Genomic DNA, 15612 nt, shown 5'->3' with positions numbered 1-15612 from the left:
TCAGCCATCTTTATCAGGTTATACCCTGATATCTGCGACTCAATGACCGGTTTACTATCGGCACGTGTTGAATAGATGAATCGGTAATAATGATGAGCAGTTTTTATCAGGAGAAAGTTATGTTGCGATACGGATTTTTATTGGCATCACTCTGTTTTACGTCATACGCAATGGCCGATGTGGCTAAATACAAAACCGTCATCGACGCGGATAGCGCGCGAAAAGTGGATGAGGTTATCCAGGGCGAAGTGTTACCGAACGCCAAAGCAAAGCAGGGGGATTTGATAGGCCTTGTTTCATCGACGTTCCTGCAGACTCCCTACCTGAGTGAAACGTTGATCGGTTCTCAAAGTACGCCGGAACAGTTGGTTGTCAATCTCAGGGGCGTCGACTGTTTTACCCTGGTGGACTATGTTCAGGCCCTGACGAAAAGCGATACGCGTAAAGCGTTTCTTCGGCAACTGGTAAAAACGCGCTATGTTGATGGTAAAGTGAGCTACCTGACCCGCCGTCATTTTCTGTCTGACTGGTTCGCTACGTCACCACATAATGCGCGGGATGTTACGCCGGAGATTAGTCCCCATTATCTTACGGCTGAAAAGCACCTCAATCTTAAACAGGGGGGAGGGGAATACATCCCGGGACTGGGTATTATTACCAGAAAGATAAACTATATACCGGGATACGCTATCGACCGCTCGGTACTCGAACGTCTGCACAATGGCGATTATGTCGGTGTTTATTCACCCATGCAGGGGCTGGATGTTTCTCATACGGGGATTGTTATTCGTTCGGGTGATGCCGTCTGGTTCCGTAATGCTTCCTCGCTGTCTGTAAACCGCAAGGTTGTTGATACTCCCTTCCTCAATTATATGCGCTCAAAACCCGGTATCGTTGTACTGCGGGCGAATTAGATGTAGCTCAGAGATACCTGACCCGTTAATGATTTTGTTTCAGGCTAATTTGCAATCAAGCACTGGAGGGAACTATGTCGGTTGCTATTCCATTTGTTAACGATATTTGCCATATTTCCAGCGAGCAGATGTCAAACCTGTTAGAGGGTAAAGATGTTTATCAGTTTAGTCTTTTTGAAAAGTTCATCGATTATTTTCGACACGTATTTACGGGAAAAAGCACTATTTCTGAATATTATCAGATACACCATTTATTGTATCAATACCAAGATAATCGACAAATATCGCGACCAATATCATTATCAGTAGAGAAAAATCCACTCGGTGGTGATGTTACCCATTGGAGACCGATCATTGGCTTTGTTAAATTGATCGATAACTCAAAACCTGAAGCTGTCAGTCAATATTCAATCGACGTACGGCAACGAGATGATGGGGTATCCGTCATTAATATGAAATTTGACGGGATCGTACTGGCGCAGGCCGATTGTTCTGCAGATAACCTGGCGTTCTTAAAGACCTGCCTCTTCAATGATAACAACGGTGAAATCCGGTGTGACACAACAGAAGAAGGGCACGTAGGAACAGGGGGATTGCGGTTTTATTCGGACTTTCAGCTTCGGTTAGAAAAACATCTGTCAACGTATGTGGAAGATCTGACGCATTTCAATACGCTCGTCAGTGAGCAGGTCGCTCAGCGAGATGAACTGGATAACTCTGCACCGGCAGATATCGATCGATTTATTGAGAAAATGGTTGCCGAAGGCAGTATAACGAAAGAGAGTTTGGCAAAACACAAGTTTATCGGCAGCGGTAGCTACGGAAGCGTCTATTTGTTTGAAGGAAAATACGCTGTGAAGATCCCCGTCAATAGCACAGGGAACATGATAGATACCCATTCTGCCGAGCACCGAAACGCTCATTCAGAACGCGTGAGCTATTATTTAAACCTTGCTAACAACGACCCCGATTTTTCCCGGCATATGCAAATTGTGTTTAACAATAAAAAAATGGAGGTTCTGGTTTCAAAGTATATCAATGGAAAAGAGTTTGATATTCGAACTGATGCCAATTATGAGCGCGCCGACAGCCTACTGGAGGATCGTGGTCTTTATATGCATGATTTGAATATCCTTGGCAACATCTTGATTAAAGACGGCGAGCTTTTCTTTGTCGATGGCGACCAAATCGTTTTGTCGCAGGAGAAACGCCGGGAACGCCGGGTTTCATCGGCTACTGAAGCGCTTGAGCAGCAGATTCGCACCAGCTATGAATTCAGGCTTCATGCTGCTCAGAGGAGTAACAACCAGAAAGATATTGAATATTATTCCAGCCTTCTCGAAGAACATAATGATTTAATGAATACCACGGTTGAATCACGATGCTGTGATAACAGCGAAGCTGTGATGGAATTTGTTTCCAGAGATAGTTTCAGGATGCCAGAGCGTGAGAATAGTTTTTTGGTCAAGAAAGCAATGGAGTGGAGTAAAAGGAAAAGGTAGCTTTGGTTTTATCATTCAGCCTTTGAATTGATAGAGAGGAGGTTTTGAAGAAAACCAGATCGCCAGGCTTCAGCGCATTTTCAGCAATGTGGCGGTCATTTCATATTTGCACCCCGTTGGTGCGCGGCAGGTCCATATTCATTGAGCCCTGGAAAATCTCCTGCATCAGCGACGAGCAGTGCTCCCCGCTCACCATCATGGTCAGAACCGAAGAACAGGACGTTTTTACGACCCAGAGTGACCGTCCGCAGGGTATTTTCAGCGATGTTGTTGTCTGCTTCGGCCCAGCCATCGTCCGCATAGTACGTCAGTGCCGGCCACTGGTTAAGTGCGTACGCGAACGCTTTTGCCAGCTCCGAGTGTCGCGACAGGGTTTTCATCTTTTCACGCAGCCAGCTTTCCAGGGATTTCAACAGCGGTTTCGTTTTTAGCTGACGTTCAGCAAGCCGCTGCTCTGCCTTTTGGGGGCTCATTTTTCATTGAACAGGATACGCTCCCACTAAGGCCCCCAAACGTTGATTGATTCACGTTGAAATGGGTAGACATCAGTTGACGTCGCATAGCCAGAATAGAGAGTTTGTCACTGATTAGAAGAGGGTTTTATTGAATTTGGTAGATGTCAGGAGATGTGTATATGGCGTTCCCTGCAGGAATCGAACCTGCAACTAGCCCTTAGGAGGGGCTCGTTATATCCATTTAACTAAGGGAACGAGGCGGGCGTAGTATACCCGCTTTTCGAGGCAGGTTAAGGGGTTGGCGGGCCGTTTGCCTGGAATCTAAGCGTTTTTTGCTGATTTTATGCTGTTAAAGCGCCTGCATCCGGCCCTGATGGTTCAGAGGGGGTCGGTTAAAAAATTATTCTGCATCGTCACAAAGTCGGCGTCGGTGAAGCCCAGTGCCTCTTTAATGTAGCCGGTCACGCTGCCCGACTGCGCTTTCATGGCGTTGATAGCCGCAATAATAAATGCTTCGCGGGTATCAATCAGCGTGTGCAGGTAATCCAGCACGTTGTCGTCGTCGGTGATACGGCGGTAGGCCGCCATTTTAACTTCGTTGCGCTCCAGCCGGTTGGCCTGGGTGAGCATATAGTCGGCAATGACATCCTCTTCTGAGACGCCGAGCATAAACAAAATCAGCGCCACGCCGTAACCTGTACGGTCTTTGCCTCCACGGCAGTGCTGGATATGCGGGCTATTTTCCTTATCCAGTACGGTGCGGATCATTGCTGTGAAGGCGTGTCTGGACTTCTCGCTGGTGACAAAGTTTCGGTATTGCTCCAGCACCTGCTCGCCGTGGCCGTTGACCAGTTCAGTGGGAATGTCTTGTATCACGCTCTCAATCAGCATTTGATCTTCGTGGCTGGAGTCCGCCGAAAACTGTGCCGCCAGCTCTGCGGTTTGCGCCACGGCATCCAGGTGAACGGTCTGTTTTTCGCCGACATAAGTATTGGGGCTTTTGGCGATTTCCCTGGCGCTGCGGTAGTCAATAATTGTCTGAATGTTCAGCGATTGAATGTAGGCCTCGGCCTGGGCATTAAGCTGATGCAAATGGTTGGAGCGATACAGCATCCCCCATTTTATTCTTTTCCCCCCTGCGCCCGTGTAGCCGCCGAAATCCCGGAAGTTATTAAGCCCGGAAACCGGCAATGTTCTCTCCGCAAAAAGTTGGGATTGGCCGTTGCATTCAATAACAAAGTAGATGCGCTGGCTGGCATTTAGCGGGTCATCAAACTGGCAGGGGCTAACGGCGTGGCTGGTAATTAACGTTCGGGCTGAGGTATTAACATCGTTATCGCGAGTCCAGTACAACGCTATTGGCCCTTCGACGGCAGAAAAATGAATTTCAATCTGCGTCTGGTTTTTTCTGCTTACGGAAAACTGTATCTGAGTGTTCATTCATCGTTCCTTTAACTTAATATGCCAAACGCTGAGCAAATAACGCCGAAGACCATCATGGCAATGATGAGAGACACCGTGTATTTCCCTTTGAGCCTTTTCACCAGGAAGAACACGCCCAGTGAGAAGAGTAGGGTTAGCAGGTTGGGGGCGACCTTATCAAACATCTCCTGCACCGGAATCGACTGCTCGCCTACGGCAATAACCAGCGGCGTCGAAATCTTTACCGTGGTGGCAATGAGCGAGCCAAGTACCATCACGCCGACAACGTTGGCAACATTTGAAATACGCTGAATAATATTCGAGTTCTTTGACTGCTCGATGAGGTCAACGCCTTTGTTGTAGCCATAATGGATAAAGAAGTATTTAGAGCCAATATTCACGATATTAAACAGAATGAACATCAGTATCGGCCCAATGATATTCCCCTGAAGTGCAAACGCCGCGCCGATGCTGCCGCATATAGGCAGCCAGGTAAATTTCAACAGGCTATCGCCTAAACCTGCCAGCGGGCCCATTAGCCCGGCCTTGACGGAAATAACGGCATCCTTCTCTTCTTCCGTGGTTTTTTCTTCCAGCGCGGCCGTTACGCCCAGGATCAGTGCCCCGGTATTGATCTGGGAGTTATAGAACTTTAAATGTCGCTGCATGGCCCGCGCGCGGGTTTCCGGGTCTGCGTTTTCATAGAGCTTATCGAGCACGGGGATCATGCAGTGCGCAAAGCCGATGGTTTGCAGCTTTTCATAGTTATATGAAAAGGACATGCTTTGAATATTCCAGAAAATACGGTTGAGATCGGTTTTAGTCAGTTTTTTATCCGAGGTCGTACGCTCAACGCTATTGTAGGATGTTATTTCACTCACAGGTCGTACTCCTCTTCGGTTTCGATGTTAGCCGGTTTATTATTTTCAGCCTGTTTATTGTTGATGCCATTGGCCCAGGCCATGTCGTAAAGCACGGCGAAGGCCAGGGCGATAAAGGTGATTGGAATAATTGGCAATTTTAAATAAGTGGTTAACATAAAACCGAGCAGGAAAAAGAACCACATTCTCCCTTTTAGCAGCATCAGTAATAAAATACAGACCCCGATAGCGGGGATCATCTTAGAGGCGACGCCCATACCGGTTAAAATACTGGCTGGAATGGCATCTAATACTTTGCTGACCAGGTCGCTGCCAAAATAGATGGCGAGGAAGCAGGGGATGGCTCTTATCAGGAACCAAAGCGGGGTAGAGAAATAGTGAATTTTAACCAGCCCACGATAATCTCCGGTGAGGACCGATTTTTCAGCCCAGACGTTTAAGAAGCTGGCAAAAGAACGCCAGATAATCAAGAGCTGCTGACACAAAATCGAAACCGGCACGGCAAGGGCTATTCCGGCGGCTATCCCGCCTTTGGAGGCAATACCCAGCGCGACGCCAATGATTGAGCCGGCAATAATATCTGGCGCGGAGTAGGCCCCCACGTTGCCGATGCCCATCCAGACCAGTTCAAGGGTAGCGCTGATGGCAAGTCCCTGAACCATATCGCCCATAATAATACCGGCTACGGTCCCTGTAAGGAGGGGGCGCCGTAGCATTTGCGGCCCCACGTCGTCCATTGAGCAGATACCTGCCCAGATGGCGACCAGAATGGCTTCAATTAACATAGTGTTATTTCCCGGTGATGGCGCTATACCCGTCATACCTAAAATTGCAGGGCTGTTAACTGCAATTGAACGATTTCAGGGCGTTGCGTGATGCAATTAACCCAATAATGATTTAAGTTCGACAATGGTGTCTTTGGGCACCATTTGTATTTCTACTGCAATATTCCTGGCAATCAGTGATTTAAAGGCCTGCTCTTCTTCTGGCGTAACCGCGACGGCGCGCGACAGGCTTTTTCGCCCCTCATGCATTCTCATGCCGCCGACGTTTAATTTCTTAATATCCAGGCCATTTTCGACCAGGGCATTTACGTCGACGCTGTTGGTGAACAGCAGCATTGTCCGTCTTTTAATCTCGGTTTTTTTCAGGATATCAATAAATTTTTGCACGGCGAAAATCTGGACTTTTAATTCTGGAGGCGCCGACATGCTGATAACAGACTGCTGCACGGTGTCGTTTGCCACCTTATCGTTGACGATCAGTATTTGTTCAATGTCGTGATTTTTAACCCAGGTGGTAATAACCTGACCGTGAATAAGGCGGTCATCGATTCTGGCGAGATTAATAGGCATATTCTGTCCTTTCAAAGTTCGGTTGATGATTCTCGTTCGACCTTTAATAAATTGCCGACGTTGAAGCCGCTATCAGGAAACATTTCTTCGACGAGGGTTGCGATTTCATTTAGCGGTAAATCTCGATTATTAAAAATTTCCAGCAGGGTAGGAATATTGAAACCGCAGAATAAAAAAATATCATCCTGGGTTAACAGGAGTTCGCTGGCTAAATTACACGGTGACCCGCCCATCATATCGACCAGAATAAGTACGCCATTACCCTGATTAAGCGACTGGTAGGTTTCTCGTAGCGAGGTGCGAGCGTTATCAATCGGGGTATCTTCCTGAATTGATACCACCGCGACGTGGGGTTGCTTGCCCACGAGCATTTCGGCGCAGGTCAGCGCCCCCTGAGCAAAGGGGCCATGGCTGACTAAGATGACGGGGATCTCGGCTGGCATTATTTCTCCCTGTAATAGGTGTTAGTTACAATGTTACTTAAAATATATTTGTTTTAGGTAATGTTGTTACTTTTATCGAGAAAGGAGCGGAATGAGAAGCGCGTCGTCTTCGTTTTGGGAAACCGATCACTTTTTAAATATCGACAGCGTTTCAGATCCGCCAGAGCATCGTGCTGTAGCGGGAAAACAGGAGGGCGGCGTAAAGCCTTAGCGTTGGCGGGCTATGGCTTGTTGTTCAGGTTGTAGAAACGTTCGGCTCGCGTTTGGATCTGTTTTAGTAAGCGTTCGTCGTATTGCTGGATAAACAGGTTGGTCACCAGCATGTTGATCACCGAAAGCTGTGACATTTTGGAGCGAATTGGGATAAGTCGGGAAATGCTCTCGGTAGAAATGGTATGCAGGATGACCTCCGCCAGGGCGGACACGCGGCTTTGCCCCATGCGGGTAACGGCTATAGAGGGAACCCCAAGCTGCTGTGCCAGCGTCAGGAGTTTTACGGCTTCGTGATTGTCACCGGAGTGCGAAATAATAATCAGCAGATCGTCCTGATCTAAAGTATTCACGATATTGAATTGAATACTGTAATCGAGGTGGCAGCTGACATCTTTCTTTATTTTTATCAGCTGATATTCCAGCTCTTTACCGACCAGACCGCTGCTTCCGGCCCCGTAGATAGCAATTTTATGGCTTTTCCGGATTAACCGGCAGGCGCGATCGAGCTGCTCTGGATTCATCATCGCGTGGGTTTCATCGATGGATGATTTTTCAATCAGATGAATTTTTGCGTTTACCGCTTCCAGCGAATCATCAATATTAATATCTTCTTGTAAAACGGACTCATGATGTTTTGCCGCCGAAGATGTCATTAAGTCAATTTTAAGATCGCTAAAACCCTGGTAGCCTAATTTATGACACAGACGCAGAATAGTGGTAGTGCTGACCTCATTGGCTTTCGCCAGCGTCTGGATACTCATATTTTTCAATGATTGCTTATTCGCAATAATGAAAGCCGCGACGCCGCGCTCTTTAGCGGATAATCCGTCATTTACTTCGCGCAATTTTAGGTCAAACATCTAACACCTTTCATCGGATAAGAATGTTATTTCGTCGCTCATAGTACAATCTCGCACTGGGGTTATCAAATACGTGCTGGCTTAGTTCGTTTGCCTGGATCATGAACAATTTACCCGTCATGTTTTCCGCTCTCCGCTGAATTTTGGCTCAGTTCTGCCTGTTTTCGCTTAGCCTCGGCCTTCTTCTTGTTACTCATATCGTTGCGGATCTGCGCGTGGCTGATCAGCGCGAAAATAAACGTTCCGCCGCAGATATTCCCGGCCAGGGTGGGCAGGGCGAACGGCCAGAAGAACTCGCTCCAGTGCAGCGTGCCGTTGAACACGAGATAGAGAATTTCAACCGAGCCAACCACGATATGGGTTAAATCACCCAGCGCGACCAGCCAGGTCATTAGCACGATAACGAAGATTTTTGCCGAGCCCGCGGCGGGGAACATCCACACCATGGTGGCGATGATCCAGCCGGAGATAATCGCGTTGGCGAACATCTCGCCGGGCGGGTTTGCCATCACCTTCATGCCGATGTCGTCGAAGGCTTTACGGGTGGCTTCGTCGAATATCGGCATATATTCAAAGGCCAGCGCCGCCAGCGCGGTGCCGACGATATTCCCGAACAGCACAATGCCCCACAGCCGCATCAGCAGCCCGAAGTTGCTCGTGGTCGGATGCTGCATCACCGGCAGCACGGCGGTAACGGTGTTTTCGGTAAACAGCTGCTGGCGAGCCATGATGACGATGATAAAGCCGAAGGTGTAGCCGAGATTTTCCAGCAGGAAATTGCCGGGCACGCCGACCAGGTTAACGTGAAAAATGCCTTTCGCCAGCAGCGAGGCCCCCATTGATAAACCCGCCGCCACGGCTGACCAGAACAGCGCCATGCCGTCGCGCTCCAGCTCTTTTTGCCCGTCCTGGCGAATGTGCTCGTGAATGGCCATCGCGCCGGAGGGCAGACGGTCTTCATCCACCTCGATTTGCTTGCCGCTCGACTTTTCGTCGCTGTCGACTTCCAGTTCATCTTTTTTGGCTATTTTGTCAGGCTCGATTTTGTCCATCAGGGCGGTTCCAGGTCAGAAAGCGTTCACTTAAGCGTAGCGGTTTTTCTCCCACGTTTTTGCCGAATGGGAATAATCGCCCCGGCTTTGATCTGAGTAAGCGGATTAACCCTAATGGAGTAGTCTAAGCCGTCGGGGGCAACCTGAAGAAAACGAGGCGGTATGATATGCTTAGCGTCACCCGAGACAAGGAGCGCCTCCTGATGCTAGAAGCCCGACAACTGACCTGCCAGCGTGATGAACGCACGCTGTTCGACGCGCTGTCGTTTAGCGTTGAGCCGGGGGAAATGGTGCAGGTGGCGGGCAAAAACGGCGCGGGAAAAACCACGCTGCTGCGCATTCTGGCGGGGCTGGCGCAGGCCGATGAGGGCGAGGTATTCTGGCAAAACCAGCCTTTGCGCCGCCAGCGCGACAACTTCCACGGTGACCTGTTGTGGATTGGTCATCAGCCGGGCATCAAAGCCGTTCTCACGCCTTTTGAAAATCTCACCTTTTTTCATGCCGATGTTGCTGAAGAGCAGCTGTGGGCCGCGCTCGAGCAAACCGGGCTGCCCGGCTTCGAAGATTTACCCGTCAACCAGCTTTCCGCCGGGCAGCAGCGCCGTGCCGCGCTCGCGCGCCTGTGGCTCTCCACGGCAAAGCTGTGGCTGCTCGATGAGCCGTTTACCGCGCTGGATACCGCCGGTATTGCACGCTTAACTCAGCGCTTGCTGCACCACGCGGAAGCGGGCGGAATGGTTATCCTCACCAGCCACCAGCCGCTGAGCTGTGCAGTTCGCCAGATTCATCTGCAGGAAGCCCATTCATGATAAGGCGCATTTTCTGGCGTGAGCTGCAGGTGGTATTTCGTCGCGGGGCAGAAATCGCTAACCCGCTGTGGTTCTTCCTGATTGTGATTACGCTTTTCCCGCTCGGCATTGGCCCGGAGCCGCAGCTGCTGGCGCGTATTGCGCCGGGGATTATTTGGGTCGCGGCTTTACTGGCCTCTTTAATGGCGATGGACAGGCTGTTCCGGGATGACTTTCAGGACGGTTCGCTGGAACAGCTGATGCTGTTGCCGGTGCCTTTGCCGCTGGTGGTGCTGGCGAAAGTGACCGCTCACTGGGTGGTCACCGGGCTGCCGCTGCTGCTGCTTTCGCCGCTGGCTGCGTTGCTGCTGGGGCTGGATTTTTATGGCTGGCAGGTGATGGCCGCCACGTTACTGCTGGGGACGCCGACGCTGAGCTTCCTCGGCGCGCCCGGCGTGGGGCTGACGGTCGGTCTGAAGCGGGGCGGGGTGCTGCTCAGCCTGCTGGTGCTGCCGTTAACCATCCCGTTATTAATTTTTGCCACCGCCGCGATGGATGCCGCCTCGATGCATCTGCCGGTGGAGGGCTATATGGCAATCCTTGGCGCGCTGCTGGCCGGCAGCGCCACGCTAAGCCCGTTCGCTACGGCGGCGGCGCTGCGGGTCAGCGTTGCGTAACTTTATTTTTTTGTTTTGTGAGCAAAACCTATGTGGAAAACGTTACATCAGCTTGCTAAACCGGAGCGGCTTTACCACTTCTGTGGCCGTTTACTGCCCTGGCTGGCTATTCTCAGCGCGGTGCTGCTGGTGGTTGGCTGCGTCTGGGGCTTTGGTATTGCCCCGGCAGACTACCAGCAGGGGCAAAGTTACCGGATCATGTACCTGCACGTCCCGGCGGCCATGTGGTCGATGGGCATTTACGCCAGCATGGCGATTGCCGCCTTTATTGGCCTGGTATGGCAGATAAAAACTGCCGATCTGGCGGTGATGGCGATGGCGCCCGTCGGCGCGGCGTTTACCTTTATTGCGCTGGTTACCGGCTCCGCCTGGGGCAAGCCGATGTGGGGCACCTGGTGGATTTGGGACGCGAGGCTGACCTCCGAGCTGGTGCTGCTGTTCCTCTACGTGGGCGCGATTGCCTTGTATAGCGCGTTTGACGACCGCCGCCTTGCGGGCCGTGCCGCCGGCATTCTGGTGCTGGTCGGCGTGGTGAACCTGCCGATTATTCATTTCTCGGTGGAGTGGTGGAACACGCTGCACCAGGGCTCTACCAATATGCAGCAATCCATCGACCCTTCGATGCGCACGCCGCTGCGCTGGACCATTTTCGGCTTCCTGGCGCTGTTTATCACGCTCACCCTGATGCGCCTGCGTAACCTGCTGTTGCTGCAGGAAAGCCGCCGTCCGTGGGTGTTAGCGCTTGCTAACGGCAGAGGAGCAAAATCATGACGTGGGCGTTCACTCACTGGAGCGAGTTCTTCGCCATGGGCGGCTACGCCTTTTACGTCTGGCTGGCGGTGGTCTTTACGCTGCTGCCGCTGCTCGGGCTGATTTTCCATACCCGCTACCAGCACCGCGCGATTCTGCGGGCGGTGGCTCGCCAGCAGGCCAGAGAGCAGCGTATCCGCGTCGCTCGCCAGCGCCAGGAGGAAGTCTAAGTGAATCCGCGTCGTAAAAATCGGCTTTATCTGGCCGTAGCGGTACTGGCGGGGCTTGGGCTGACCATCACGCTCGTGCTTTATGCCCTGCGCAGCAATATCGACCTGTTTTATACCCCCGGCGAAATTATCTACGGCAAAGGTGAAAGCCACCTGATGCCGGAAACCGGGCAGCGCCTGAGGATCGGCGGCATGGTGATGCCGGGCAGCGTGAAGCGAGACGGCCAAAGCCTGAAGGTCAGCTTCAAGCTGTATGATGCTCGTGGCGTGGTGGACGTGACCTACGAGGGGATTCTGCCGGATCTGTTCCGCGAGGGGCAGGGCGTGGTGGCGCAGGGCGTGATGGAAGGTTCCACGCTTATCCACGCTAAAGAGGTGCTGGCGAAACACGATGAAAATTACACGCCGCCGGAAGTGAAAGCGGCGATGGAGCAGAATCACCAGCAGGCCCCGGAAGTGTATAAGGATAACGCCCCATGATGCCGGAAATCGGAGGTTTTCTGCTAAGCCTTGCGCTCGGCTGGTCCCTGCTGCTAAGCATTTACCCGCTCTGGGGCGTGGCGCGTGGCGACAAGCGGCTGATGGCCTCCGCGCGGCCGTTTAGCTGGGCGCTGTTTATTACCCTTTGCGCGTCATTCCTGATCCTGGTTAACGCCTTTGTGGTGAACGACTTCAGCGTGCTGTATGTCGCCAATAACTCCAATACCGAATTGCCGGTCTGGTATCGCGTGGCGGCAACCTGGGGCGCGCACGAAGGGTCGTTGATGCTGTGGGTGCTGATGATGAGCGGCTGGACTTTTGCCGTTTCGCTCACCGGGCGCAGCATGCCAAAAGAAGACCATGCCCGCGTGCTGGCGGTAATGGGGATGATTAACTTCGGCTTCCTGCTGTTTATTATTTTCACCTCTAACCCGTTTATCCGCACGCTGCCGGACTATCCGCTGGAAGGGCGCGACTTAAACCCGCTGCTGCAGGACATCGGCCTGATTGTGCATCCGCCGCTGCTGTATATGGGCTACGTTGGCTTTTCCGTGGCGTTTGCTTTCTCGATTGCGGCCCTGCTGGGCGGCAGGCTGGACAGCGCCTGGGCGCGCTGGACTCGCCCGTGGACGCTGGCGGCATGGGCCTTTTTAACCGTCGGGATCGTGCTTGGCTCGGCGTGGGCCTATTACGAACTGGGCTGGGGCGGCTGGTGGTTCTGGGACCCGGTGGAAAACGCCTCGTTTATGCCGTGGCTGGCTGGCACGGCGCTGATCCATTCGCTCTCGGTCACCGAAAAGCGCGGCAGCTTTAAGGCCTGGACCGTGCTGCTGGCGATTAGCGCCTTCTCACTTTGCCTGCTGGGCACGTTCCTGGTGCGCTCCGGCGTGCTGGTGTCGGTGCACTCTTTTGCCTCCGACCCGGCGCGCGGCATGTTTATTCTGGCCTTCCTGGTTATCGTTATCGGCGGCTCGCTGCTGCTGTATGCGGTCAAAGGCAGCAAGGTGCGCTCCCGCGTGAGCAACGATCTCTGGTCGCGCGAGTCTTTCCTGCTCGGCAACAACGTCTTGCTGATTGCCGCCATGCTGGTAGTTTTGCTGGGCACGCTGCTGCCGCTGGTGCATAAGCAGCTTGGGCTGGGCAGCATTTCAATCGGCGAACCGTTCTTTAATACGATGTTTACCGCGCTGATGGCGCCGTTTGCGCTGATGCTCGGCATCGGGCCGCTGGTTCGCTGGCGGCGCGACGAGCCGGGCAAGCTGCGCAGGCATCTGCTGGCGGCTGTGGTCGTGACGCTGGTTCTGTCGCTGCTGCTGCCGTGGCTGATGCAGGATCGCGTTGAAGCGATGACGGTGGTTGGCCTGCTGATGGCTATCTGGGTCTTTGTGCTGGCGCTGATGGAGGTTTATCAGCGCGCCACGCACCGCCACGGTTTCTGGGATGGATTACGCAAAATTCCAGCCAGCCACTGGGGCATGGTTTCCGCGCATCTTGGCCTGGCGGTGACCGTGGTCGGTATCGCCTTTAGCCAGAGCTACAGCGTGGAACGAGACGTGCGCATGAAGTCCGGCGACAGCATTGATATTCATCAGTATCACTTCGTGTTCCGCGAAGTGCGGGACATCACCGGCCCTAACTATCGCGGCGGCGTGGGCGTTATCGACGTCACCCGTAACGGCAGGCCGGAAGCCACGCTGCACGCTGAAAAACGTTTTTATAACAGTAACCGGGCGATGATGACCGAGGCGGCCATCGACGGCGGTTTCACCCGTGACCTCTATGCCGCGCTGGGAGAAGAGCTGGCCGACGGCAGCTGGGCGGTGCGCCTTTATTACAAACCTTTCGTGCGCTGGATTTGGGCGGGCGGGCTGCTGATGGCGTTCGGCGGGCTCTTCTGCCTGTGCGATCCACGTTACCGCAGCCGTAAAGTTAAGCCGGAGGCCGCAGCATGAAGCGCCCCTATCTGTTTATTCCGCTGGCGCTGTTTCTGCTGCTGGCCTCGTTGCTGCTCTGGCAGCTGGCGCGTAACGCGCAGGGCGAAGCGCCCACCGATCTGGAGTCGGCGCTGATTGGCAAACCGGTGCCGGTGTTTCGCCTGGAATCGCTCGATGAGCCCGGCAAAGAGTGGGGCCGCGAAGTCCTTGCGGACGGCAAGCCGCTGCTGCTGAACGTCTGGGCGACCTGGTGCCCAACCTGCCGAGCCGAGCATAAGTTTCTGAACGGGCTGGCCGCGCAGGGCGTGCGTGTGGTGGGTATGAACTATAAAGACGACCGCCACAAAGCGATTAACTGGCTGCGCGATCTCGGGAACCCGTACATGTTAAGCCTGTTTGACGGCAACGGCATGCTGGGGCTGGATCTCGGCGTGTACGGCGCGCCGGAAACATTCCTGATCGACGGGAAAGGGTTCATTCGCTATCGCCATGCGGGCGATCTGAACGATCGCGTCTGGCAGCAGGAGTTAAAACCGCTGTGGGAGAAATACAGCCAGGAGGCGGGATCGTGATGCGTGCAGTTTCCTTGCTTATCGGCATGCTGTTCAGCCTTCACGCGGCGGCGGCCATCGATACCTTCACTTTTAAGGATGAAGCGCAGGAGCAACAGTTCCGCCAGCTGACCGAAGAGCTGCGCTGCCCTAAGTGCCAGAACAACAGCATTGCGGATTCAAACGCGATGATAGCCTCCGACATGAAGCTCAAGGTTTATGAGCTGATGCAGCAGGGCAAAAGCAAGCCGCAGATCGTCGATTACATGGTGGAGCGCTACGGGCATTTCGTCACCTACGAGCCGCCGTTGACGCCTGCGACGGTTATCCTCTGGGCGCTGCCCGCGCTGTTTGTGGTCGGCGGTATCGGCGTTATCGTGCTGCGCAGCCGCAGGCGGCAAAAAATTTCTCTGGCGGAGGATTATTCGGCGCAGTCTGGGGCGGTAGCCAGGGGAAAAATCTCGCTGTGGGTCTTTTTACCCGGGGCGCTGATCCTCGTGGCGGTCAGCGCTGGCAGTTATCTGAAAACCTCCGGGCTGGGCCAGCTACAGGCCTGGCGGCAGGCGACCGCCGAGACGCCAGCGTTGTTAAAACGTGTTCTCGACCCGCAGGCCGCGCCCCTGACTATGGAAGAGATGGCGCGTCTTGGGTTAGGATTACGCACGCGATTGCAGCAACAGCCTGATAATCTTGAAGGCTGGATGATGCTAGGGCGCATTGGCATGGTGCTAAATAACGCAACGACGGCTACACAAGCTTTTGCTCATGCGTATAAACTTGCGCCCGCAAACGGCGAGGCAAAGCTGGGCTATGCTGAAGTATTGACCCGCTCCGCCGACGCGCAGGACAACCAGCTGGGTGGCCTCCTGCTCCGCGAAATGCTAAAAGATGACCACACGAATATTCGCGTGCTCAGCCTGCTGGCGTTCAATGCCTTCGAGCGGCAGAACTACCGTGAGGCGATTGGCGCGTGGGAAATCATGCTGAAAGTTTTACCGGCTAACGACCAGCGCCGCGCCGTCATTGAGCGCAGCATCGATCAGGCGAGGGCCCAAACTGAACCGGGCACCACTGAAAGCGCAGATAAACAATAAGAGGGAAACGC

Annotated in this window: 17 protein-coding genes, 1 tRNA gene and 1 pseudogene; 10 read left to right on the top strand and 9 right to left on the bottom strand. The window is 53.3% G+C overall.

Features of this window, described 5'->3' with window-relative positions; all coding sequences use genetic code 11:
* Window positions 1–89: 89 nt before the first annotated feature.
* Both ACE38U_RS03705 and ACE38U_RS03700 read left to right on the top strand, forming a co-directional pair.
* On the top strand, window positions 90–914 hold the full coding sequence (locus ACE38U_RS03705; RefSeq protein WP_375529193.1) for a DUF1460 domain-containing protein: 825 nt from the start codon (window positions 90–92) through the stop codon (window positions 912–914).
* 74 nt (window positions 915–988) lie between these two features.
* Window positions 989–2416, top strand: a complete 1428-nt coding sequence (locus tag ACE38U_RS03700) for a protein kinase family protein (protein WP_375529192.1) — start codon at window positions 989–991, stop codon at window positions 2414–2416.
* Window positions 2417–2529: 113 nt separating this feature from the next.
* Here ACE38U_RS03700 and ACE38U_RS03695 read toward each other — a convergent pair.
* The 9 genes and pseudogenes from ACE38U_RS03695 to ACE38U_RS03655 form a co-directional block, all read right to left on the bottom strand.
* Window positions 2530–2874, bottom strand: a pseudogene (locus tag ACE38U_RS03695) (IS66 family transposase); the annotation flags it as partial.
* Between the two features lie 177 nt (window positions 2875–3051).
* Window positions 3052–3126: transfer RNA gene (locus ACE38U_RS03690), tRNA-Arg, on the bottom strand.
* Between the two features lie 123 nt (window positions 3127–3249).
* Entirely contained in the window at window positions 3250–4311 is a 1062-nt protein-coding gene (locus ACE38U_RS03685; protein ID WP_375529191.1) for a tyrosine-protein phosphatase, read from the bottom strand.
* An 11-nt stretch (window positions 4312–4322) separates the two neighbouring features.
* Window positions 4323–5174: a PTS system mannose/fructose/sorbose family transporter subunit IID gene (locus tag ACE38U_RS03680; protein ID WP_375529190.1), complete on the bottom strand. Its 852-nt coding sequence runs from the start codon at window positions 5172–5174 to the stop codon at window positions 4323–4325.
* Window positions 5171–5959, bottom strand: coding sequence for a PTS mannose/fructose/sorbose/N-acetylgalactosamine transporter subunit IIC (locus ACE38U_RS03675; protein ID WP_375529189.1), 789 nt, complete (start codon window positions 5957–5959; stop codon window positions 5171–5173). Before ACE38U_RS03675 ends, ACE38U_RS03680 begins: the two co-directional genes overlap by 4 nt.
* Before the next feature lie 96 nt (window positions 5960–6055).
* The gene (locus ACE38U_RS03670; protein ID WP_375529188.1) at window positions 6056–6529 is read right to left on the bottom strand and encodes a PTS sugar transporter subunit IIB; all 474 of its coding nucleotides are present in this window, start codon (window positions 6527–6529) and stop codon (window positions 6056–6058) included.
* A gap of 11 nt (window positions 6530–6540) precedes the next feature.
* Window positions 6541–6972, bottom strand: a complete 432-nt coding sequence (locus tag ACE38U_RS03665; RefSeq protein ID WP_375529187.1) for a PTS sugar transporter subunit IIA — start codon at window positions 6970–6972, stop codon at window positions 6541–6543.
* Window positions 6973–7193: 221 nt separating this feature from the next.
* Window positions 7194–8045 (bottom strand): MurR/RpiR family transcriptional regulator, encoded by an 852-nt coding sequence (locus ACE38U_RS03660; protein WP_176982653.1) that lies wholly within the window; start codon window positions 8043–8045, stop codon window positions 7194–7196.
* A 110-nt stretch (window positions 8046–8155) separates the two neighbouring features.
* On the bottom strand, window positions 8156–9088 hold the full coding sequence (locus ACE38U_RS03655) for a formate/nitrite transporter family protein (RefSeq protein ID WP_375529304.1): 933 nt from the start codon (window positions 9086–9088) through the stop codon (window positions 8156–8158).
* Window positions 9089–9300: 212 nt separating this feature from the next.
* Between ACE38U_RS03655 and ccmA the strand changes: the two genes are divergently transcribed.
* From ccmA to ACE38U_RS03615, 8 genes are read left to right on the top strand one after another with little or no spacing between them, the layout of a single operon-like run.
* Window positions 9301–9906, top strand: a complete 606-nt coding sequence (gene ccmA / locus ACE38U_RS03650; protein ID WP_038480666.1) for a cytochrome c biogenesis heme-transporting ATPase CcmA — start codon at window positions 9301–9303, stop codon at window positions 9904–9906.
* Window positions 9903–10562 carry a heme exporter protein CcmB gene (gene ccmB / locus ACE38U_RS03645; protein WP_038480670.1) on the top strand — a complete coding sequence of 220 codons (660 nt, stop codon included), beginning with the start codon at window positions 9903–9905 and terminating at the stop codon, window positions 10560–10562. Before ccmA ends, ccmB begins: the two co-directional genes overlap by 4 nt.
* Window positions 10563–10592: 30 nt before the next feature.
* Window positions 10593–11333, top strand: coding sequence for a heme ABC transporter permease (locus ACE38U_RS03640; protein ID WP_038480673.1), 741 nt, complete (start codon window positions 10593–10595; stop codon window positions 11331–11333).
* Complete coding sequence (ccmD, locus tag ACE38U_RS03635) at window positions 11330–11542, top strand: heme exporter protein CcmD (RefSeq protein ID WP_038480676.1); 213 nt, start codon at window positions 11330–11332, stop codon at window positions 11540–11542. The genes ACE38U_RS03640 and ccmD overlap by 4 nt, the downstream gene beginning before the upstream one ends.
* Window positions 11543–12022: a cytochrome c maturation protein CcmE gene (gene ccmE, locus ACE38U_RS03630; RefSeq protein ID WP_375529186.1), complete on the top strand. Its 480-nt coding sequence runs from the start codon at window positions 11543–11545 to the stop codon at window positions 12020–12022.
* A complete protein-coding gene (locus tag ACE38U_RS03625; protein ID WP_375529185.1) occupies window positions 12019–13974 on the top strand; it encodes a heme lyase CcmF/NrfE family subunit in 1956 nt (651 codons plus the stop codon). The genes ccmE and ACE38U_RS03625 overlap by 4 nt, the downstream gene beginning before the upstream one ends.
* Window positions 13971–14528: a DsbE family thiol:disulfide interchange protein gene (locus ACE38U_RS03620; RefSeq protein ID WP_375529184.1), complete on the top strand. Its 558-nt coding sequence runs from the start codon at window positions 13971–13973 to the stop codon at window positions 14526–14528. Before ACE38U_RS03625 ends, ACE38U_RS03620 begins: the two co-directional genes overlap by 4 nt.
* The gene (locus ACE38U_RS03615) at window positions 14528–15601 is read left to right on the top strand and encodes a cytochrome c-type biogenesis protein CcmH (protein ID WP_052049078.1); all 1074 of its coding nucleotides are present in this window, start codon (window positions 14528–14530) and stop codon (window positions 15599–15601) included. Before ACE38U_RS03620 ends, ACE38U_RS03615 begins: the two co-directional genes overlap by 1 nt.
* The last annotated feature ends 11 nt before the right edge of the window (window positions 15602–15612 follow it).

The organism is Cedecea selenatireducens (assembly GCF_042138895.1).
In the GTDB taxonomy this organism is placed as follows: Bacteria; Pseudomonadota; Gammaproteobacteria; order Enterobacterales; family Enterobacteriaceae; genus Cedecea; species Cedecea selenatireducens.
This window is presented reverse-complemented; position numbering and strand designations above follow the sequence as displayed.

Bases quoted from the DNA above. Each gene is read 5' to 3' on its own strand.
- ACE38U_RS03700 (WP_375529192.1), top strand. From the start codon at position 989: ATGTCGGTTGCTATTCCATTTGTTAACGATATTTGCCATATTTCCAGC.
- ACE38U_RS03625 (WP_375529185.1), top strand. From the start codon at position 12,019: ATGATGCCGGAAATCGGAGGTTTTCTGCTAAGCCTTGCGCTCGGCTGG.
- ACE38U_RS03685 (WP_375529191.1), bottom strand. From the start codon at position 4,311: ATGAACACTCAGATACAGTTTTCCGTAAGCAGAAAAAACCAGACGCAG.
- ccmB (WP_038480670.1), top strand. From the start codon at position 9,903: ATGATAAGGCGCATTTTCTGGCGTGAGCTGCAGGTGGTATTTCGTCGC.
- ccmA (WP_038480666.1), top strand. From the start codon at position 9,301: ATGCTAGAAGCCCGACAACTGACCTGCCAGCGTGATGAACGCACGCTG.
- ACE38U_RS03705 (WP_375529193.1), top strand. From the start codon at position 90: ATGATGAGCAGTTTTTATCAGGAGAAAGTTATGTTGCGATACGGATTT.
- ACE38U_RS03675 (WP_375529189.1), bottom strand. From the start codon at position 5,959: ATGTTAATTGAAGCCATTCTGGTCGCCATCTGGGCAGGTATCTGCTCA.
- ACE38U_RS03660 (WP_176982653.1), bottom strand. From the start codon at position 8,045: ATGTTTGACCTAAAATTGCGCGAAGTAAATGACGGATTATCCGCTAAA.
- ccmD (WP_038480676.1), top strand. From the start codon at position 11,330: ATGACGTGGGCGTTCACTCACTGGAGCGAGTTCTTCGCCATGGGCGGC.
- ACE38U_RS03615 (WP_052049078.1), top strand. From the start codon at position 14,528: ATGCGTGCAGTTTCCTTGCTTATCGGCATGCTGTTCAGCCTTCACGCG.
- ACE38U_RS03620 (WP_375529184.1), top strand. From the start codon at position 13,971: ATGAAGCGCCCCTATCTGTTTATTCCGCTGGCGCTGTTTCTGCTGCTG.
- ACE38U_RS03640 (WP_038480673.1), top strand. From the start codon at position 10,593: ATGTGGAAAACGTTACATCAGCTTGCTAAACCGGAGCGGCTTTACCAC.
- ACE38U_RS03665 (WP_375529187.1), bottom strand. From the start codon at position 6,972: ATGCCAGCCGAGATCCCCGTCATCTTAGTCAGCCATGGCCCCTTTGCT.
- ACE38U_RS03670 (WP_375529188.1), bottom strand. From the start codon at position 6,529: ATGCCTATTAATCTCGCCAGAATCGATGACCGCCTTATTCACGGTCAG.